The 20,507-nt window shown below is 36.1% G+C and carries 15 protein-coding genes; 8 read left to right on the top strand and 7 right to left on the bottom strand.

The annotated features are described in order from the left end of the window. Nucleotides 1–4,911 carry a DUF8202 domain-containing protein gene (locus RNZ46_RS09985; RefSeq protein WP_316982061.1) on the bottom strand — a complete coding sequence of 1,637 codons (4,911 nt, stop codon included), beginning with the start codon at nucleotides 4,909–4,911 and terminating at the stop codon, nucleotides 1–3. 206 nt (nucleotides 4,912–5,117) lie between these two features. On the opposite strand from RNZ46_RS09985, the gene RNZ46_RS09980 reads away from it, so the two are divergent. Continuing rightward, nucleotides 5,118–6,077, top strand: coding sequence for a tetratricopeptide repeat protein (locus tag RNZ46_RS09980; RefSeq protein ID WP_316982060.1), 960 nt, complete (start codon nucleotides 5,118–5,120; stop codon nucleotides 6,075–6,077). A gap of 2 nt (nucleotides 6,078–6,079) precedes the next feature. On the opposite strand, the gene rsmG is transcribed toward RNZ46_RS09980, so the two are convergent. Beyond that, nucleotides 6,080–6,709 carry a 16S rRNA (guanine(527)-N(7))-methyltransferase RsmG gene (gene rsmG, locus RNZ46_RS09975; protein WP_316982059.1) on the bottom strand — a complete coding sequence of 210 codons (630 nt, stop codon included), beginning with the start codon at nucleotides 6,707–6,709 and terminating at the stop codon, nucleotides 6,080–6,082. 147 nt (nucleotides 6,710–6,856) lie between these two features. Here rsmG and RNZ46_RS09970 point away from each other — a divergent pair, with 147 nt between their 5' ends. Continuing rightward, nucleotides 6,857–7,951, top strand: coding sequence for a fatty acid desaturase family protein (locus RNZ46_RS09970; protein ID WP_316982058.1), 1,095 nt, complete (start codon nucleotides 6,857–6,859; stop codon nucleotides 7,949–7,951). Nucleotides 7,952–7,970: 19 nt separating this feature from the next. Continuing rightward, nucleotides 7,971–9,155 carry a pyridoxal phosphate-dependent aminotransferase gene (locus RNZ46_RS09965; RefSeq protein ID WP_316982057.1) on the top strand — a complete coding sequence of 395 codons (1,185 nt, stop codon included), beginning with the start codon at nucleotides 7,971–7,973 and terminating at the stop codon, nucleotides 9,153–9,155. A 98-nt stretch (nucleotides 9,156–9,253) separates the two neighbouring features. Here the strand turns inward: RNZ46_RS09965 and RNZ46_RS09960 are convergent, their stop codons facing one another. The 3 genes from RNZ46_RS09960 to trkA form a co-directional block, all read right to left on the bottom strand. Continuing rightward, a complete protein-coding gene (locus RNZ46_RS09960) occupies nucleotides 9,254–9,415 on the bottom strand; it encodes a hypothetical protein (protein ID WP_316982056.1) in 162 nt (53 codons plus the stop codon). Nucleotides 9,416–9,612: 197 nt separating this feature from the next. Continuing rightward, on the bottom strand, nucleotides 9,613–11,106 hold the full coding sequence (locus tag RNZ46_RS09955) for a TrkH family potassium uptake protein (RefSeq protein ID WP_316982055.1): 1,494 nt from the start codon (nucleotides 11,104–11,106) through the stop codon (nucleotides 9,613–9,615). 3 nt (nucleotides 11,107–11,109) lie between these two features. Then, nucleotides 11,110–12,459: a Trk system potassium transporter TrkA gene (gene trkA / locus RNZ46_RS09950; RefSeq protein ID WP_316982054.1), complete on the bottom strand. Its 1,350-nt coding sequence runs from the start codon at nucleotides 12,457–12,459 to the stop codon at nucleotides 11,110–11,112. Between the two features lie 238 nt (nucleotides 12,460–12,697). Between trkA and ubiE the strand changes: the two genes are divergently transcribed. Continuing rightward, entirely contained in the window at nucleotides 12,698–13,426 is a 729-nt protein-coding gene (ubiE, locus tag RNZ46_RS09945) for a bifunctional demethylmenaquinone methyltransferase/2-methoxy-6-polyprenyl-1,4-benzoquinol methylase UbiE (protein WP_316982053.1), read from the top strand. Nucleotides 13,427–13,428: 2 nt separating this feature from the next. Beyond that, nucleotides 13,429–14,160, top strand: a complete 732-nt coding sequence (gene porT, locus RNZ46_RS09940) for a type IX secretion/gliding motility protein PorT/SprT (RefSeq protein ID WP_316982052.1) — start codon at nucleotides 13,429–13,431, stop codon at nucleotides 14,158–14,160. 134 nt (nucleotides 14,161–14,294) lie between these two features. Here porT and RNZ46_RS09935 read toward each other — a convergent pair whose 3' ends face one another. After that, on the bottom strand, nucleotides 14,295–14,543 hold the full coding sequence (locus RNZ46_RS09935) for a hypothetical protein (RefSeq protein ID WP_316982051.1): 249 nt from the start codon (nucleotides 14,541–14,543) through the stop codon (nucleotides 14,295–14,297). 2 nt (nucleotides 14,544–14,545) lie between these two features. Then, nucleotides 14,546–15,265 (bottom strand): TrmH family RNA methyltransferase, encoded by a 720-nt coding sequence (locus RNZ46_RS09930; RefSeq protein ID WP_316982050.1) that lies wholly within the window; start codon nucleotides 15,263–15,265, stop codon nucleotides 14,546–14,548. 242 nt (nucleotides 15,266–15,507) lie between these two features. Here RNZ46_RS09930 and tamL point away from each other — a divergent pair, with 242 nt between their 5' ends. The 3 genes from tamL to accD all read left to right on the top strand — a co-directional run bounded on the left by tamL (nucleotide 15,508) and on the right by accD (nucleotide 20,475). After that, nucleotides 15,508–18,060, top strand: coding sequence for a translocation and assembly module lipoprotein TamL (gene tamL, locus RNZ46_RS09925; RefSeq protein WP_316982049.1), 2,553 nt, complete (start codon nucleotides 15,508–15,510; stop codon nucleotides 18,058–18,060). Between the two features lie 201 nt (nucleotides 18,061–18,261). Then, nucleotides 18,262–19,329 carry a class II fructose-bisphosphate aldolase gene (fbaA, locus tag RNZ46_RS09920; protein WP_316982048.1) on the top strand — a complete coding sequence of 356 codons (1,068 nt, stop codon included), beginning with the start codon at nucleotides 18,262–18,264 and terminating at the stop codon, nucleotides 19,327–19,329. Nucleotides 19,330–19,617: 288 nt separating this feature from the next. Next, nucleotides 19,618–20,475: an acetyl-CoA carboxylase, carboxyltransferase subunit beta gene (accD, locus tag RNZ46_RS09915; RefSeq protein WP_316982047.1), complete on the top strand. Its 858-nt coding sequence runs from the start codon at nucleotides 19,618–19,620 to the stop codon at nucleotides 20,473–20,475. The last annotated feature ends 32 nt before the right edge of the window (nucleotides 20,476–20,507 follow it).

Raw genomic sequence — 20,507 nt, 5'->3', positions numbered from 1 at the left:
TTACTCAATAATAATTTTCTTATTGATTGTCCCCCTATCTGTGTTTAACTGCACAATATAAGCGCCGGTATTTACATGAATTTGTTTCGATGTTTTATTAGATGTATAGTCGATATACTTTATTTCCTGACCAATAATATTAAATAAGGTAATGCTTAAAAGTTCGCTACCATTCAATCCTCTTACTTTTAATTCCGATATCGATTTATCAAAATAAACAGACACATTATCGGCTATTTCAACATCTTCGGTTGTTAACGATTGCGACTGAAACACTAATGAAAATCTATCATTGTAAGATCCGGCATCTAAAAACATTTCAAACGGTTTATTGTTTATTAATACCACTTCGTTTGTAACATTATCCTTTATATACAGGGTTTTGCTTGTATCTAAATTTTCAACGCTATCCAATTTAATCTTTACTATTCCGGAGTTTTTAACAACTAGCCCCAATGGAAACTCATTGGTATCATCAAAATTATTCACACCTTGAATTACAAATTTGCGTTGCCCAATATTCCAATACATATCCTCTTCGCTGGCATCAATCATAAAGGCATCGTATCCTAAATCAAACCCTTTTGATGCATTTGTATTAGTTCCCAACAGCAACTGCCTGTAATAACCTTTAGGAGAGCTATACATTAATTTGATTGAAGCGGAATTGGTATAATCATTTTCTTGTCTTTGCGTTTTGCTGGTTGATTTCTTTGTATTTGAACCACGCATAAAGGTAGACGAGCCTCCTTGTTCTGTAGCAAAAACACGTTGACTATTTTTAAACACAATATCGCCCCCATCAACGACTGAGATTACAGCGCCATTGTCGTCTGTAAAACCATCGATGGCGGTTGACACAAAAAATCCTTGGTTAACTGGAATATATTGCCCTGGTGTTTTTGAACCGTTAGCCGGATTTCCACCATCAGAGGTATTATTAATTCGTGCGTCGTTTGATATGGCGGCTACACCTCCGGTTAAATTATAGGTGGCATAACCACCCACGTAGCCTTTTAATACATGGGTGTTTTCTTCACCAAAATGATCCCAAAAATATAGCGCTCCATTAAAAATGGTTCCGTTTGTATTGTTTCCGCCACTGGCAATGCTCATATTGTCCAAAATAAATTCCGTGGCATCAATAGCCGACGGGTATGGGTTACCAATTAAACGGTCTACGTCGCCAGCCGTTTTATCAAGTGGCAATGTAATATCGCCATTGTTTGGCAATCCTTTAAACACATAGTTTTGTTGGTCAGTGATGGCCACGGCACCCAATGTCCCTTTCATGGTGAAGCCTTCTCCTGCCTGTAGACTTGTGTTTTGATCTATGCTTTGCCACGAAAAATAATCATCTTCAGGACCATAGAATTTATACAACCAATACGAGCTAATTTCCTTTGCTGTTCCCGGTGGTGGTGGTGGTGGCCCACTACCGGTATTTTGGTTCGGGATAAAATCTATGCCTAGATAAAGATCTGTGTTTGTGCCGTCGTTTAGTACACCATCAATCGTATGGTTGTTGTTTAAGTAAGAAACCCCTGTTCCCCGAGTTGCTGTACTGCCGGTTATTGGACCAACCGAAGATGACCAATAATTATAATTGTATCCATTGGCGGTGCCTTGTTGGTCGCGTTCTATAAAACCGCCACTATCAGCATCTAAAATACTGCCTTCAGTTTGTATGAATTGTGATTCTCCCACTAAATCAATAACACCGTCTATTTCCAAATAATTGGTTACGGTTAACGCTTGTCCAGAGTTGGTTTCATCCTGAGGGTCTACGGGGTCTGCTATGGTAAGTTTCCCTGAGGTTTGCTTTAAACCTAAAAGGGTAATATCTCTATCTCCAGAAGTGATGTCGTGTCCTATTTCTACAATATTCCAGCCTACAACCGTACTTCCGTCCAAACTCTGTGAATTAGGAATCATTTGGTCTGAACTATTACTCCAAGTTGTTGCTGCACCCCAAGCCCCATTAGCTGCCGAAACATAAGGTAAAGGCGCAGTTTGATTACCACGTATTGTTTTTGTCTTATTTAAGTAGTTTAATCTTAAAAAATACCTATCATCTGTCAAACCTTCGATGGTCGAGCCATAAAACGAGTTAAAGTCGTAATATACCCTTAGGTTACTCCAAGGAATCGCTGCTGTTGGATTGTTTGCAGCACCTTGAGGAAGTACTTTACCTGACACGTAATCGGTACCCGAAACATCAAACCTTTCAATCTCTTGGTTCATCAAATATCTTACTTGATTTTGGGTAAGCGCCGTATCCCATATATAAACCTCATCTATATCTCCCAACAATGGGTTGGTTACTGTATTTCTATCTATATAAAGTGCACCAACAGCATAGTGATTATAATTGGGTGTTGGATGTACAATGTTTGGTACAGATTTATCTAACAATCCATCAATATAAATATAAATGGTTCCACTATCATAAATGAATGTTAACTGATGCCACACTCCATCATCCACAGCCATAGTAGAGGTTATTTTAGGTGTAATTGTATCATCGACATACACTTCTATGTTCCCTGAGGCATTGATGATCATTTGCAACTTTTCCCCTTTAGCCATAATCGTTCTGTCGCTCGCATTTGATGCTAATTTTACCCACGCTGAAATGGTAAAAGAATCAACACCCAAATTAAGTAAATAGTCGCCCACTAAATAATCGCCTGAAGCTATACTTATGGCACTACTATTAGAAATTTTTGACAATTTACCAAAAGTGAAATACTTTTCACCCTCAAAATCGTACCAGGTTTCTAAACTAGTACCACCATCAGATCTTAATGGAATAACATCTATAATGTCTGTATTAGTAAAATTAGCATTATCGGCTACTATTAAAGCATACTCTTCGTCAGCCGTTTTTGTAAAAGTACTAAAGGCTGCAGTAGGGATAGAAACATAAACGGTTTCCACATCGCCATTAACATCTTCATTAGACTCCACGATTTTCCATTTTCTGTCTATGCGTGTTACTGTGGTTGTTACTCCTGAAGCTATGGTAATTGAATTGGTATCTGTTCCCGATAAAGCACCATTATTATTTCCCCAAACTAAAAAATCACCATCTTTTTCAAACTCATTGGGATTTAAGCTATTCGTATCAAAAACACCACCTAGGCCAATAGTTACCGCATTGGTATAATTAATTGATTTAGATTGTTTTTGGTTTAAATCGGAAATTGAATCCCTACCAATTCCAGCTACATGATAATTAAACCCTGCATTGGCGGTTGCATCCCAAACAGAGGTATTAAAGGAGTTAACATAATTTTTTGTAGCCTCGGTTGCAGCACCCAAAGTAATACCGTATTTAATAGCCAAGTACGATTCAACTTTTTGTCTATCGGCATCACTTAAGCGTTCAGAGAATGTAAAAATTTCTGCTACTCTTCCATTTAAACTTCCGGCAATGTCAAAGTTTTTTCCTATCCAATATTCGCTACCATCAATATTGGTAAATGAAACATCCGATACGTTACTGGTTGTTAACACATTGGAGTTGTACAATATGTCTTGTTTAGTAGGCGATGAAGAGGCATCGTTTCTAACATTTATAATTCCTGCATTTGAATAAGTGGCGTTGAGCACAGCCTCCCCATTATAACTTCCAGATGGTGAAGGAACATCTTGATTATATGAAAGCGCTTCATTAGTAAAACGCGATGAATAATCTCCAAAACCAACACCTGTAATATCTCCTGCATTACCGGAATCTACCCCTGCAAAAATGGTATTTCTACTGGAAGTACTGGTCATGGTCGCATCTGGCATCATTACAATAAAAATATCGTGATTATAGAATCCGCTTATCGGAGCATCGTTATTGTACATATATTGCTCTGTGCCCATCCCATCATTTTCAAATTTAACAACAGGGTTAAAATTTATATTATCAGTAGCCGTATCTAAGTATGTGGGCTCTTTACCAGCCACTGTTGTAGCATCTTTACCATTTGTTCCTAAGTCATGCCATTCTGTTAAGGTTGATCCGGACTTAACAATGCCTCGGGTCGACTTTAGCCATAACTTAAAATTTGAAGTAATGCCTCCCGGTCCAGGTATGTTTTCATCGAACATTTCGGCTTCAACAACTAAATAAAACGGTGTGTAATCGGTATCGTTTGTAAAAACACTTATTATAGCTTGCTGTGTACCTGAACCTCCATTGGGCGCTGTAAAAGTAATATCTAAATAAGTACCCCAATAAGGATTAATGCCGTTAATAGGAAGTGTTCCTAAGGGTGTGTTAATTGTAAAATCGGGATTATTACTGGTTGCATTTGTGAAATCCATGTCACAACTACCAGCATTGCCAATAAGAAATCGTCTCGTTACGGTATTTCCTTCATCTACCACTCCAAAATAAGTTCCGTTGTCGTCGGTTGTATTAGTATCGTTGTGAAAAACATCCTGGAAAGGACTCCCCCCTAACACAACCAAAGTCGGAGAAGATGCAACTTCAACCGTGAATGTGAAATCTGGCTGATCTTTAATTTCAATGGTCACAACCGTGCTTGCCGTAACACAACTTGGACTGATGTTCTCTATTTCAAAATCTAAATAAGTTTTATTTGCTTGCCAAGGCCACGTACACCATTGAGTTCTAATGTTTTTTTTAGGATTATTAGGTGTGATATCAAAATCGGTTGGATTACTAATATCCACGTCTCGCACCTTTAACTTACTACAATCAAAAGCTTGATTTGTAATACGGAAATCGATACTTGTACCCGCAGTTATAGTAATTGTAGACCCTTGAGTTACAACCGCACCTCCAACTCTTTCTACTTGAATTACTTGGGCATTACTAACAAAACTTACTAGTAAAAACAGAATTAAAAATTTGGCTGGACTAACACCAAATAAAGGTAGGCTTCTTTTCATAAATATTTTTTTGGGACTGAAGTACTAACATACATAATATCAGTATACAAACGTAATCAATATTCGTATGAAATGCAAAAAACTTCGATGAAATACATTTTATTTGAATTTTTTCTTCTAAAAGAAAAAGTTATTTATACATAAAATATTACTAACTTTAATGGTTGTAACGAACTGCTATTTCTTATTTTCAATTGATTCATAAAATGAAAAAAATCGTCATATTAATACTAGTAATCCTTCCAATGCTATGCATTGGACAAGCAAAAAAACTATACAGACAAGCTAACAGAGCTACCGATGACAAACAGAAAATAGAATTGCTCAACCAAGTAATTGCCTTAGAACCAAAGCATTTTGACGCCTATTTTTATAGAGGTATCGCAAAAAATAACTTAGGTGACTACCATGGCGCCATATTGGATTATACCAAAATAATTATTTATAAACCAGATGCCGATTCTTATTTCAACCGAGGCAATTCAAAATACAACTTACAGGATTATTTAGGCGCAAAAATCGATTACGAAAATGCTCTAAAACTCGACCCTCAATTTATTGATGCACAGTACAATTTGGCTAATACCAAATATTATTTAGAAGATTATATTGGCGCTGTCATAGATTTAACTAAAATTATTGACGTAGTACCATCAGAATACAAATTTTACACCCAGCGAGCCCATGCCCTTTTAGCTCTTGAAAAATACAAATTGGCTTTAAAGGATTTCTCGTTGGCCATTTTAATAAACCCCAACACAGAGACCTATTACAACCGAGGTGTAGCACATTTAAACATTAACTACTACAAGCAAGCAAAAATAGATTTTGATAAATCTTTAGATTTTGATGCTAATAATGCCTCCTCTTATTTTTTTAGAGGTACATCGCATTTACTTTTGGGTGAATATATTGAAGCGATTTCAGATTTTAAGGCTACTTTAAAATATAATGCCTCAGATTACGAGGCTCTTTTAGGGTTGGCATTAACCCATTACAAGTTAAACGACTTAAAAAACGCGAAACTAAACCTTAAAAAAGCAGAAAATCTTTTGTATGCAGACACGAACAAACCCCTTACGGTTGAAGCCTTTGCCAATACGTATTGGTATAAAAATCAGTTTTATTTCTTTAAGCAAAATTTTAACGCACTTAATAAAATTTGATGCTAACCTCTAAACTTCAAAGGTAAGTGCACCAGTTTCTTAGTTTCGAAAAAATCCTCGGTATAATAATCACTTAAATTATAAATGGTCGCCGTTTTATACGTTTTAAGCTCTTCGGTTAAATCGCCTCCTTTTAAATACAAAATTCCATTTTTTAAATCGTTATTCTGCTGTTTTGCAATCTTGCCTTTTACCCAATGTACAAAGGTAGGCATTGCAGCCACGGCACGACTTATTATAAAATCGTAAGTACCGTTAATATCTTCAACCCTAGAGTGTGTTGTTTTTACATTGGTTAAACCTAATCCGGCAACAACCTCATCGACCACTTTTAACTTTTTAGCGATGCTATCTACCAAATGAAAAGAGCATTCTGGGAATAAAATAGCCAACGGAATTCCAGGAAAACCACCCCCTGTTCCCACATCCAAAAGCTTCGAACCATCTTTAAACTGAATCAATTTAGCTATGGCCAAAGCATGCAGTACATGGCGCAAATAAAGCTCGTCGATATCTTTACGAGACACCACATTAATCTTTAAATTCCAGTCTTTATAAAGCGATTCTAACTTTGCAAACCGCTCAATTTGGTCGTCACTCAGGTTAGGGAAATATTTTAAAATCAGTTCCATTTCTGTTAAATTTTCAACAAAAATATGCTTTTTATGTGCATATTTTTATAAAAAAACGTTATTACTTAAGTTGGTTTATACCTATCTTTGCCGCAGGTATGATCAAAATCTTTTTTTTTATTTTTAATCATATTTAAAATTAATAGTATGACAAAACAAACCCTTTCTTTTTCAAGAAAAGACCCAGCAAAATTTTTTAAAACACTAAATAAACGCGTTAACGATTATTTTAAAGAGAATAACATAAAACGCACAGGAAACTGGAAATTATATGTAAAAGCAGTCGTTATGTTTGCTTTATTAATTGTTCCGGTAGTTCTAATATTAACCATCAATTTACCAGCTTGGGCACAAATTATTTTAATGATGATCGCCGGTGTTGGTATGGCCGGTGTTGGCATGAATGTTATGCACGATGCCAACCATGGTTCTTTTTCCAGCAAAAAATGGGTTAATAAATTAATGGGAAGCAGTATTTACATTTTAGCCGGAAACGACTACAATTGGAAAGTACAGCACAACGTATTGCACCATACCTATACCAATATTCAAGGGCACGATGAAGATATTGATGCCGGCAGAATCATCCGTTTTTCTAAACACGCCAAATGGTTTAAATTTCATAAATACCAAAGATTTTACGCTTTTTTCTTATACGGATTGTTAACTGTAAATTGGGCCATTACTACCGATTTTATCCAAACCTATCAATATTTAAAAAGAAAATTGGCATACGGTAAAATGCCACATCCGGCAACCCAATGGACAAAGCTTATTATTGGTAAAATAATTTACTATGCCATTTGGATCGTTTTACCCATATCCTTAGGTTTTGCGTGGTGGCAAGTTTTAATTGGCTTTTTGGTAATGCACTACACGGCCGGAGTTATTTTAAGTGTTATTTTTCAATTGGCACACGTTATGCCGAATACAGAGATGCCTTTACCAGACGACAATGGCAACATGAAAAATACCTGGGCCATTCACCAATTGTTTACAACATCTAATTTTTCACCTAAAAGTTGGCTGGTTGAATTCTATACCGGCGGATTAAACAGACAAGTCGAGCATCATTTATTTGCCAATATAAGTCATATTCACTATGGTAAAATAGCCAAAATAGTTAAAGAAACGGCAAAAGAATTTAGCTTACCATACAACGAGTACAATACATTTTGGAAGGCCGTTGCTGAGCATTACAATCAATTAAAAGAGTTAGGGCAAAAACCCAGTATAGCCTAAATTTATACTTACTAAACATATGCAATTATTATCCGATAGAATTTTAAACATGGCTACTTCTGCAACCTTGGAAATGGCTGCAAAAGCAAGAGAATTAAGAGGCGAAGGAAAAGATATTATTGGCTTAAGCCTTGGTGAACCTGATTTTAATACGCCCGATTATATAAAAGAGGCCGCCATACAAGCCATTAACGATAATTACAATTCGTACACGCCGGTTGACGGATATGTTGAGCTTAAAGAGGCCATCATCACTAAGTTTAAACGCGATAACAATCTAACCTACACCCTACCGCAAATTGTAGTCTCTACAGGTGCAAAACAATGTTTGGCAAATGTAGCGGGGGTAATGCTAAATGCTGGCGACGAAGTTATTTTACCATGCCCGTATTGGGTAAGTTATGCTGACATAGTGAAATTAAATGACGGTGTTCCCGTTGAAGTTAAAACCACGATTGATACCGATTTTAAAATGACACCGGCTCAACTTGAAGCAGCCATCACGCCAAAAACAAAAATGATTTGGTTTAGTTCACCGTGCAACCCAAGTGGCTCAATTTATAGTAAAGACGAGTTAAGGGCTTTAGCCGATGTATTGGTTAAACACCCTAATATTTACGTGGTTTCAGATGAAATTTACGAACACATAAACTACGTTGGTGGCCATGCGAGTATGGCACAATTTGAAGATATGTACGACCGTACGATTACCGTAAACGGCGTTTCAAAAGCATTTGCCATGACGGGCTGGCGTATTGGTTATATTGGTGCGCCTCAAAAAATTGCACGTGCCTGCAACAAAATGCAAGGGCAGATTACAAGTGGTACCAACTGTATTGCGCAGCGTGCCGTAATTACAGCTTTAAACGAACCACCTTCGCGTGTGCAATTTATGATTGACGAGTTTAAAGTGCGTCGTGATTTAATATTAAATTTATTAAATGATATTGAAGGTTTTAAAACCAATACACCTGAAGGCGCGTTTTACGTATTTCCTAATGTTTCGTATTACTTCGGAAAAACACTTCGTGGCAAAACCATAAATAATGCTACCGATTTTTCCTTGTATTTATTGGAAGAAGCCCTTGTGGCTACCGTAACCGGTGAAGCATTTGGAAACCCTGATTGTATCCGTATTTCGTACGCCGCTTCTCAAGAACAAATTATTGAGGCGATAAAACGTATTAAGGAAGCGGTTAGTTAGAAAATTTTATTGAATGACTATATTCTTAAACCAGTCAGGTTAATAAAACTTGACTGGTTTTTTTTAGAAAAATAAAAATATTTCAAAAAAAATTCGATTTAATTTAATTTCTCTTTTCTTTTATATTCATAAACCGATAGTGCGGCGGCTATTACTAAAAGAATAATGGCTATAATATGATCATCTATAACGACTACTCGGTCTATATTCACAAGTAATGTAACCACAACAACCGATGTTAATGCTACTAGTTTTTTCAAAGCTTTAATTTTTTTAGGTTAAGTTTTTTTTTGATTCTAATTATATCAATATTTATACCAAAAATAAACTCACCATAAATTAATGCTGCTTTTGGCTATTATACCGATTGGGTAATAAAATCACTACAATATTAGTGATAATTATTCAATACATAAACGTAATCCTACAAAATAAATTGTTAAAAATCCAAAAAAACTTACCTGTTTCGCCAGAAGAAAGGCGTAAATAAGATAAGTACCGTAAAGAGTTCCAAACGCCCAATAAGCATTAAAAAACTGCACCACCATTTACCCACACTTGGTAAATTAGCAAAATTATTTACAGGTCCGAAATCGCCTAAAGCGGGCCCCACATTACCCAGACTCGAAGCGGCCAAACCAACGGCGGATTTAAAATCTATTTCCATCATGGAAAACCCTAAGGCACCAACTATAAACGATAACATGTACAGAATAAAAAAGGCGAGTATATTAAACACGATATCGCCAGAAATAGACTTTGTGTTGTAGCGTACCGGGATTATGGCGTTGGGGTGCAATGTGCGTTTAAATTCCAAAAAACCGTTTTTTATCAATATTAGATGGCGCACCACTTTTACGCCACCAGAGGTACTGCCCGACGATCCCCCCAAAAACATGAGTCCAAAAAAGAACACGACTAAAAACGGCGTCCACATGGTAAAATCTGCCGTAACAAATCCCGTAGTTGTTATCACCGATATAACCTGAAACAACCCATGCCTAAAAGCGCTTTCGGCTTCGCCCCAAACCATGGGATGCGCAATGGACGATGCCGATAAATCGGCTCGAAAATATATAATCAACGCCGCAATAACCGTAAAAACAGCTATGAATTTAAAATAGAGTTTAAACTCTTCGTCCTTTATTATCTTCTGCACTTTTCCTTTAAAAGCAAAATAGCTCAATACAAAATTTGTACCGGCCAAAAACATAAAAACAATAATGATATATTGGATTACAGGTTGGTCGTTCCAATAGGCGACACTCGCGTTTTTAGTTGAAAACCCACCAGTGGACAAAGTACACAATGCGTGATTAATAGCATCAAAAAAAGACATGCCCGCGACCTTTAACAATATGGTTTCAGCCGCGGTATATCCAAAATAAATAAGCCATAAACGTTTGGCCGTATCGGTAATTCTTGGATGTAATTTATCGGTACTTGGTCCCGGTGCTTCGGCTGCAAACAATTGCATACCGCCAATTCCCAGTAATGGTAAAATCGCTATGGCCAACACAATAATGCCCATGCCACCAATCCAATGGGTTAAACTGCGCCAAAACAAAACACCTTTAGGAACCGCTTCAATATCGTTTAAAATACTTGCTCCGGTGGTTGTGAAACCAGACATGGTCTCGAAAAAAGCATCGGTAAAACTAGAAATACTTCCAGTAAAAATATAAGGCAATGTGCCCGCAAGTGCCATAATAATCCAGCCAAAGGTAACGACAATATACCCTTCGCGTTTGTTCATTTCCTTTTTGTGATGCCGTGTAAAAAGCATCCCCAGCGCGCCAATAATCAAGGTTAAAATACCGGCTAAAAAAAGCTGAACGGTAACGCCATCTTTATAAATTAAACTAATAAGCGAAGCCAGTAAAACAAAACCACCATTGAACAATAATAGGAGTCCGAAAAAATGAAAGATGATTTTGTAATTAAGCTTCATGTTTTAAAGGAATAACTTTTCGACGCCTTTTATAGATTTAAGCAAACTGCAAACCACCACACGATCGCCTTGTTGTATTTTAAATCCACCCAAAGCAATTAAGCCAACGCCATCTCTAATAACTCCGGCTATAATGGCCGACCGCGGAAATTCTATTTGTTTAATAACTTTATTGCATATGGCCGAGGTTGCTTTAACTTCAAACTCCAACAGTTCGGCATTCATATTATTCAACTTGGTCATGGCCACCACTTCCCCTTTACGTATGTATCTAAAAATATTATTGGCAGCCAATAGTTTTTTATTGATTAAAGTATCGATTCCTATGGATTGAGACAACTCAAAATAATCCATATTTTCAACCAAAGCAATAGACTTATTTACACCTTTTGATTTCGCGACTAAACACGACATGATATTGGTTTCAGAATTATCGCCAACGGCAATAAAAGCATCCATATTACTCAAACTTTCTTCATCTAAAACATCTACATTTCTACCATCGGTATTAATCACCAACACATTGGGCAACGCATCGGCAATATCAAAAGCACGCTCTTTATTTTTTTCTAAAAGTTTAACTTTATAGCCTTTTTCAGATAAATCCCTTGCCGATTTATACCCTATTTGGGTGCCACCAAGAATCATCACATTTTTAATATCCGTGTTTTCTTTACCTGTCAATTTACACAATTCTTCGGCGCCACCTTCAGAGGTAACAAACACCACATTGTCGCCTTCTTTAAACAAAGTGTCTCCGCGCGGAATGATTGTAAATTGGGTGCCTGCGCGCTGAATGGCTATTGGCACAAAGTGAATTTCAGGAAATATTTTAGCAGCTTGTTTTACTTTTTTCCCAACAAAGGAAGCTTCTTTAGACAAGGTTAAACCCGCCATGGTAAGCGCGCCTTCCTCAAACTCGTAATTATCGTTAAATGAGGATTGCTTTAGTGAGAGCTCAATTTCCGAAGCCGCCAAAGCTTCGGGCGAAATAAGCTCATCAATCCCAAAACGTATAAAACCAACTTCATCTTTATGGTTTATAAATTCAGTGTTTGAAATTCGGGCAATAGTACGTTTTGCCCCCAATTGTTTGGCCAAAACACAAATGGTAATATTTGTGGTTTCAGAGGCTGTTACACCAATTAACAGATCGCTTGATTCCACACGCGCTTCCTTTAAAATAGCAATTGATGTGGCATCACCTTTAAGAACTTTAATATCTAAATGGGTATCGGCGTAGGCAAGACATTCTTTATTGGTGTCTATTAAGGTAATCTCTTGAGATTCGTAAGACAATAATTTTGCTAAATGAAATCCAACTTCACCAGCACCAGCAATAATAATTTTCATTATTTGTTTTTCGTAAAAAGTACCACAAATATACTATAAAATAAATATTGCTACCTCACTTATAGCCAATATAATATTTGTAAACCCATGGCATAATGCCTTTGTAAAAGTTTATGTTTTTCCAGATTTTAATTATTTTAATAATTTTGACTGGGATAAGTTAAATAATTTATTTTGACTTTATCCGAATATATTAAAGTTAAAATAAATTATGTAGGTTTGTCCAAAAATTACAGATTTGTCGAAAATAAAGCCATACAAAAACAGCGCATTAGGAAAAAAGGAACAAGTTACCAAAATGTTTGATACCATTTCTGGTGATTACGATGGGTTAAATCGTGTTATTTCTTTTGGAATTGATATTAAATGGCGTAAAAAAGTGGTTAAATTGGTAAAAGAAAAACAGCCAGAAACCATTTTAGATATTGCCACTGGAACCGGCGATTTAGCCATTAATCTTGCCGAAACAAATGCCTCTAAAATTGTGGGCTTAGACATTAGTAGTGGCATGCTGGATATTGGCAAGGAAAAAATTAAAAAGAAAGGCTTAGAGCAAAAAATAGAAATGGTTTTGGGCGATTCTGAAAACATGCCATTTAAAGATAACACCTTTGATGCCATCACCGTTGCCTTTGGCGTACGTAATTTTGAAACCTTGGAAAATGGCTTAAAAGACATTCTTCGCGTATTAAAACCCAATGGTATTTTTGTGATTTTAGAAACCTCGGTACCCGCCAAAACACCGTACAAACAAGGCTATAATTTCTACACAAAAAATATTTTACCACTTATTGGCAGACTGTTTTCTAAAGACAGAAGCGCCTATAAATACTTGAGCGAATCGGCATCGGTTTTTCCCTATGGCGAAGCTTTAAACAATATTTTACGGGAAATTGGGTTTATAAATGTTGAAGATTTCCCGCAAACCTTTGGGGTAGCGACAATCTATACAGCATCAAAACATTAAAAATGAAGCACCTTTTTCTGTTATTAGCATTACTTTTAGCCACTCAAACCACTTACGCACAGTTATTTAAAAAAGAAAAAGTGACTTATGATGCCAATCAAGGAAGAGGCTCTACCGATAACAACCTATTGCGTTGGGGTTATTTTTTAGGTATCAACAATTACGATTTCAACTTTGACTACAACGAAGATTTACGTGATATTTATGTAAAAAGAAGTCCTGGTTTTAGTGTGGGCTTAATAGGAAATTTACGTATTAATAAGTTTATCGATTTGCGTTTAGAACCCGGTTTATTAATTACAACCCGAGAGTTATATTACAGTCAGACCTATTTTGAAGGTGTTCCAGATTTGAATAACTCCGATTTAATTAGGGAAGTAAAATCTACTTATATACATATCCCGTTATTGGTAAAATTTTCAACAAAACGCATTAATAACTTTAAGCCATTTATTGTTGGTGGGTTTTCAACAGCTTTAAATCTTTCGAGCAACGAAACCAATCCAAACGATAATAGCAATGGACAATTTAGAACCAAGAAAAACATGCTGTTCTACGAACTTGGTTTTGGCATCGATTTGTATTTGTACAATTTTAAATTCACCCCATCTATTCGTGGGCTTTTTGCCATTAATGACGAGCTTGTTAGAGATGCCGATCCCAATAGCCCATGGACCAGCAATGTTGCAAGCATGAAAACGCGCGGGGTTTTTATTAATTTTACATTTCAGTAAAAAAGAGTTATCAGTTGCTGTATTTACTTATAATTTACCCACCCAACAATAGTAATGTTTTAATTTTCGGGAAAAGACGCTAAGGCGTAAAGTTGAAAGCTCAATCTCCTCAAAACACATATAAATCAAAAATACTACTCAAAAAGTTTTATTAATGCAAAAACCATAAGTAATATAACAATGAATCCAATAATAAGATTGTTACCACCATGTGCAAGCTTATCATAATAATTGGGGGATTTTGGCCCATATAAGTATTCTTTAAAGGTAAATTTTGGTTTACCGAAAATAGTTCTCCATATACTACCATAAATCCATCTAAAAGTTGCCCCAACGAATTTAATGATTGACCTAAAAACTCCCCAAAATAAAATTTCTTCCATATTTAACCTCGTCGAAATTCGCTCAACAAAATAGCGGTTGCGGTGGCTACATTTAAACTTTCGGTAGCTTGTAAATTGCCAAATCTAGGTATTGAAATTTTCTCGGTTATCACAGCTTCAATGGCTTTCGAAATACCGTTGGCTTCATTTCCCATAACCAAAACACCTGCTTTGGGCAACTGTTTTGTGTAAACGTTTTCGCCTTCCATAAAAGCCCCAAAAACGGGTAAATTTGTTTCATTAAAAAAATCAACCAAATCCACATAATTTATATTCACTCGGCTTATGGAGCCCATGGTGGCTTGAATAACTTTCGGGTTAAAACAATCAACCGTTTCGTTACTACACACCAAATCGGTAATACCAAACCAATCGCAAAGTCTAATAATGGTGCCTAAATTTCCGGGGTCTCTAACAGCGTCGAGTGCTAAAATTAGTCCGGTTGTATTTATGGGTTTTGGTTTCGGAATTTTAAAAACGGCCAATGCCTTATTTGGTGTGGTTAAAAAACTAATGCGTTTTAATTCTGTTTCAGTAATTAAAACTTCGTCTTTGGCATCAATATTGAAGGTTTCAGTGGTAAATAAAGTGTAAAGCGTTAATTTAGATTGCAACAATTCTTGAATTGTTTTTATGCCCTCAACAACAAAAAAACCATGCTGCAGTCTATATTTTTTTTGCTTTAATTTCGTTATTAATTTTATCTGACTTTTTGAGAGCATCGCAATCATTATGTATTATGAACTTATGTATCGTTTTTAAATGGGCAAAAAACGCTTAAATAGGCTCGATTCATTTTAATTTTATAAAGAAATGAAAAATATTAATAAGGTTACATCTCACAAAAAAATTTAGGTGTTTTTCTAAGGAAATAATGTATTTTTGAGCTTATATTAAGCATTTATTATTTCTTTTAATAAAAACAAAATTTTAAACAATAATTTGAATTTAATATAATATTCGTTTGCAACAACAATTCTTAAAAATAATACTATTAATTTTTATTGCAGGATATTTTACCTCTTGTAATACGGTTAAAAGAGTTGCTGATGACGAGCATCTTCTTGTAGAAAACACGGTTTACGTAAACGACAAAAAAAACAATTCCGAAACGATTACCAGTTTACTTCACCAAAAGCCAAACAGCAAGCTCCCTTTAATTGGTAATTTAAGACTGAACATTTACAATTTAGCTCGACCAAACCGAGATTCTATTTTCGAAGCTTGGTTAGATAAAAAACCCAAACGACGCGAGCGATTAAAAAAAGCATATTCACAAAAGCAAGTCGACAAACTTAAAGCCTCGGCTTTAGGTTTTAACAATTGGCTAAAAAACACAGGAGAACCACCGGTAATTGTAGATGAGGAAAAAACCATTAAAACTACAAAGCGCTTAGAATCTTATTATAAATTTAACGGTTGGAGCAATGTTGACGTAGATTATGAGATTAACAAAAAAGACAACCAGCGCGCAAGTATAGATTATTTTGTAAAACACGGTAAGCCCTATATTATAGATTCCATAACAAAAAACATAAAATCGCCTATTATTGATTCGTTGTACAAACATGGAAAACAACGTGCTATTATTAAACAAAACGATCAATTGGTTTATGCGAATTTAGGACTTGAACGCAACCGCATTGCTACCCAAATGCGTAACTCTGGCGTGTATCATTTCAATCAAGATTACATTATGTTTAATGTTGATACGATTAATACCAATAAGAAAGCCAACATCGATGTCATCATTCAAAACAGAGCCATTAGAACTCAGGATACCACTATACGCAGACCTTTTAAGATATATAAAATAAAGGATGTTAATATATTTACCGACTACACCTTTGAAAACAGAAACGAGCCCTTTCAGGATTCCATGTCCTACAACAGTTACAAATTATACAGTTTTAACAAAATGCGATACCGCCCAAAGGCCTTAACAGATGCGGTATTTATTAACCCAGGAACTGTTTTTAGGGATTTGGACCGTACACGCTCCTACAGGCACATTAGCGAATTGCGAACCTTTAAATATCCAGATATAAATTATATTGAAAACCCCGATTCTACCCTAACGGCAAATATTTATTTAACACCTTTAAAGAAATTTGGTTTGGGCTTTAGTGCCGAAGTCTCTAAAAGCAACATACAAGCCATTGGGTTTTCATTAAACCCCAGTTTGCTTATCAGGAATATTTTTAGAGGTGCAGAAACTTTCGAAATTTCGGCCATTGGCGCTATTGGTGCTTCAGATGATGCGAGCAATAATAGCAAACAGTTTTTTGATATTAATGAAATTGGTGTCGATTTAAAACTAACTATCCCACGGTTATTTTCGCCGTTTTATACTGAAAATATCATCCCGAAATACATGTTGCCCAAAACCAGGATTAGTTTATCGGCAACCAGTCAAACTAACATAGGTTTAGACAAGCAAACCTTTACCGGAACATTTAACTACAAATGGAGCCCTACGAGCATTGGCACAAACCGACTCGATTTATTTAATGTGCAATATGTTAGAAACCTTAATGTTGGCAATTATTTTGGTATCTATCAAAATGCGTATAGAACCTTAGAGAATATCGCTTTAGATACGTACAATACCCCTCCCGAATTCATTACCTTAGATGATAATGGTAACGAAATTTTAATTAAAGAAAGTGCCGACGATTTTATCGATTTGGTTATAAACGACAACAGTTTTGAAGCCAGCAACCCAACCGAATATAAAACCGTAAACAGTATTGACGAACGCAAAAAACGACTCACCGAAAACAACCTGATTTTATCATCGAGTTTTAGTTTTATACAAGATAAACGCCAAAACCTATTTGACGAAAATTTTTCTATTTTCCGGTTTAAGGTTGAAGCCGCGGGAAATTTGCTTGCCAATGCCTCAAAACTTTTAGGCCTAAATAAAAATGCCAATAATCGTTATGAGCTTTTTAACGTGGCTTATTCGCAATACATTAAAACGGAATTTGATTATGTGAAACATTGGGATTTGGGCAGAAAAAACGTATTGGCGCTACGCGGTTTTTTTGGTATCGCCATTCCTTACGGCAACTCATCAAGCATTCCTTTTTCCAAAAGTTTCTTTGCTGGTGGCGCCAACGATAATCGCGCTTGGACCGCATATAGTTTAGGCCCGGGAAGCTCTGAAACATCAGACGAGTTTAACGAAGCTAACTTAAAATTGGCTTTTAGCGTCGAGCAGCGTTTTAATATTTTCGAAAAACTAAACGGTGCTGTTTTTATTGATACGGGTAACATTTGGAATGCTCTCGACGATGTAAAAGAAGACAGCGCTACCTTTACCGGTTTCAATTCCCTTAAAGACATCGCTATTGGCTCTGGTTTCGGTTTTCGCTACGACTTTAGTTTTTTTGTGTTCCGTTTCGATATCGGCTTTAAAACCTACGACCCTTCATACCGAGCTCAAAACCGTTGGTTTAACGATTATAACTTTGCCAATGCCGTTTATAATATTGGAATCAACTACCCATTCTAACACTTAAAATCACGCTTCAAAATCAGGTGTCGAAGTATCGTTTGAAACTGTCGTTTTCGCGAAAGCGACCATCAAATTCACTAAATAAACTATAACGTTTTAGTGTTATATTAGCCGTTTAAAGCAACAAAAACAAAGCCATTTATTTAAAAATTGATTACTTTTGAAAATACTAATTATTAATCAATTAAATAAAAAAATATGGGACACAATATAAAACCAGGTGTTGCAACAGGCTTAGAAGTACAAGCTATTTTTAACCACGCAAAAGCTAATAATTATGCACTTCCTGCGGTTAACGTTATTGGTTCAGATACGATAAACGGTGTTTTAGAAACGGCAAGAGATTTAAACGCTCCGGTAATTATTCAATTTTCAAATGGTGGCGCTCAATTTAATGCAGGCAAGGGATTAAGCAACGATGGGCAAAAAGCGGCTATTGCCGGTGCCGTTGCAGGTGCAAAGCATGTACACACATTGGCAGAGGCTTATGGTGTTCCCGTAATTTTACATACCGATCACTGTGCAAAAAAACTATTGCCTTGGATTGATGGTTTATTAGATGCCAGCGAAGTGCATTATAAAGAAACCGGAAAATCATTGTTCAGTTCGCACATGATTGACCTTTCCGAAGAACCTTTAGAAGAAAACATTGCCATTTGTAAAACCTATTTAGAGCGCATGTCTAAAATGGGCATGACTTTAGAAATTGAATTGGGTATTACAGGCGGCGAAGAAGATGGTGTGGATAATACCGATGTAGACGATTCTAAACTTTACACACAACCCGAAGAAGTAGCCTACGCTTACGAAGAACTAAGCAAAGTAAGCGACCAGTTTACAATTGCTGCGGCGTTTGGTAACGTACACGGCGTTTACAAACCAGGAAACGTTAAGTTAACACCAAAAATATTAAAGAATTCACAAGAATATATCTCAGAAAAATACGGCGTAGAGCATAATCATATCGATTTTGTATTCCACGGTGGCTCTGGTTCAACGGTTGAAGAAATTCGCGAAGGCATCAGCTACGGTGTTATCAAAATGAATATCGATACCGATTTACAATACGCATTTATGAGCGGCATTCGCGACTATATGGGCGAAAAAGCGGAGTACTTAAAATCGCAAATAGGCAATCCCGATGGCGAGGATGTGCCAAACAAAAAATATTACGACCCAAGAGTTTGGCTACGCGAAGGCGAAAAAACATTTGTAACGCGCTTAAAAAAGGCATTCGAAGATTTAAATAACGTAAACACCTTATAATCGCACCATATTCGTTACACAACACAAAAAAGGTCTTGTATTACTGCAAGATCTTTTTTTATTTATATCGCACAAAAACATTATATTACATTCCAATAACAAGAATTTAGTTAATAAAATTATTATGGCGTTACCACAAAATTAAAATAAAGGTTTAATTTTGTGGTCGGGCTTTCGGCAGTCGCTTCCCAATAAAAATTGGGAGAGCTTCAACAAATGCCTCAATCCCTAACGCAGTTTGCAAATACATTAAAATTTGCAATCATAAATCTAAAATCGTAAGTCATTATGTCTTGGTTTAAAAGAAAAGATAAAGGAATACATACCAGTACACAAGAAAAAAAGGATACCCCAAAAGGGCTTTGGTACAAATCGCCAACAGGTAAAATTGTTGACACAAAAGAATTGGAACAGAATTTTTACGTAAGTCCAGAAGACGGTTACCATGTAAGAATTGGCAGTAAAGAATATTTCGAAATTCTTTTCGACGACAATAAGTTTAAAGAACTCGATGCCAATTTAGAATCCAAAGACCCTCTAAAATTTGTTGACACCAAAAAATACCCCGAGCGTTTAAAAGCCGCACAGAATAAAACCAAATTAAAAGATGCCGTACGAAGTGCGGTAGGCAAATCAAAAGGAAAAGATTTAGTAGTGGCCTGTATGGATTTTGCTTTTATTGGAGGCTCAATGGGTAGCGTTGTTGGCGAAAAAATTGCACGAGCTGCAGACTATGCCTTAAAAAACAAACTACCTTTTATGATTATTTCTAAATCTGGAGGTGCACGTATGATGGAAGCTGCCTTATCGCTTATGCAGTTGGCCAAAACATCGGTAAAGTTAGCGCAACTAGCCGATGCCGGCATACCTTATATTTCGCTATGTACCGACCCCACAACGGGAGGCACAACCGCATCGTTCGCCATGTTGGGCGATATCAATATTGCAGAACCCGGTGCTTTAATAGGTTTTGCAGGACCGCGAATTGTAAGAGACACCACAGGAAAAGAATTGCCCGAAGGGTTCCAAACCTCTGAATTTTTATTGGAACACGGATTTTTAGATTTTATTACCCACAGAAAAGAACTTAAAAACAAGGTGAATCAATATATCGATTTAATTACCAATCAACCTTTAAGAGATTAGTATAAAGAACCTTCTATAAGATTATCTTAAAC

Source organism: Hwangdonia lutea (genome assembly GCF_032814565.1).
Lineage (GTDB): Bacteria > Bacteroidota > Bacteroidia > Flavobacteriales > Flavobacteriaceae > Hwangdonia > Hwangdonia lutea.
The sequence above is the reverse complement of the archived record's forward strand: the minus strand, read 5'-3'. Positions and strand labels throughout refer to the sequence as shown.

Coding starts and splice junctions, on each gene's coding strand:
- RNZ46_RS09985 (WP_316982061.1), bottom strand. CDS start 4,911: ATGAAAAGAAGCCTACCTTTATTTGGTGTTAGTCCAGCCAAATTTTTA.
- RNZ46_RS09980 (WP_316982060.1), top strand. CDS start 5,118: ATGAAAAAAATCGTCATATTAATACTAGTAATCCTTCCAATGCTATGC.
- rsmG (WP_316982059.1), bottom strand. CDS start 6,709: ATGGAACTGATTTTAAAATATTTCCCTAACCTGAGTGACGACCAAATT.
- RNZ46_RS09970 (WP_316982058.1), top strand. CDS start 6,857: ATGACAAAACAAACCCTTTCTTTTTCAAGAAAAGACCCAGCAAAATTT.
- RNZ46_RS09965 (WP_316982057.1), top strand. CDS start 7,971: ATGCAATTATTATCCGATAGAATTTTAAACATGGCTACTTCTGCAACC.
- RNZ46_RS09955 (WP_316982055.1), bottom strand. CDS start 11,106: ATGAAGCTTAATTACAAAATCATCTTTCATTTTTTCGGACTCCTATTA.
- trkA (WP_316982054.1), bottom strand. CDS start 12,459: ATGAAAATTATTATTGCTGGTGCTGGTGAAGTTGGATTTCATTTAGCA.
- porT (WP_316982052.1), top strand. CDS start 13,429: ATGAAGCACCTTTTTCTGTTATTAGCATTACTTTTAGCCACTCAAACC.
- RNZ46_RS09935 (WP_316982051.1), bottom strand. CDS start 14,543: ATGGAAGAAATTTTATTTTGGGGAGTTTTTAGGTCAATCATTAAATTC.
- RNZ46_RS09930 (WP_316982050.1), bottom strand. CDS start 15,265: ATGCTCTCAAAAAGTCAGATAAAATTAATAACGAAATTAAAGCAAAAA.
- fbaA (WP_316982048.1), top strand. CDS start 18,262: ATGGGACACAATATAAAACCAGGTGTTGCAACAGGCTTAGAAGTACAA.
- accD (WP_316982047.1), top strand. CDS start 19,618: ATGTCTTGGTTTAAAAGAAAAGATAAAGGAATACATACCAGTACACAA.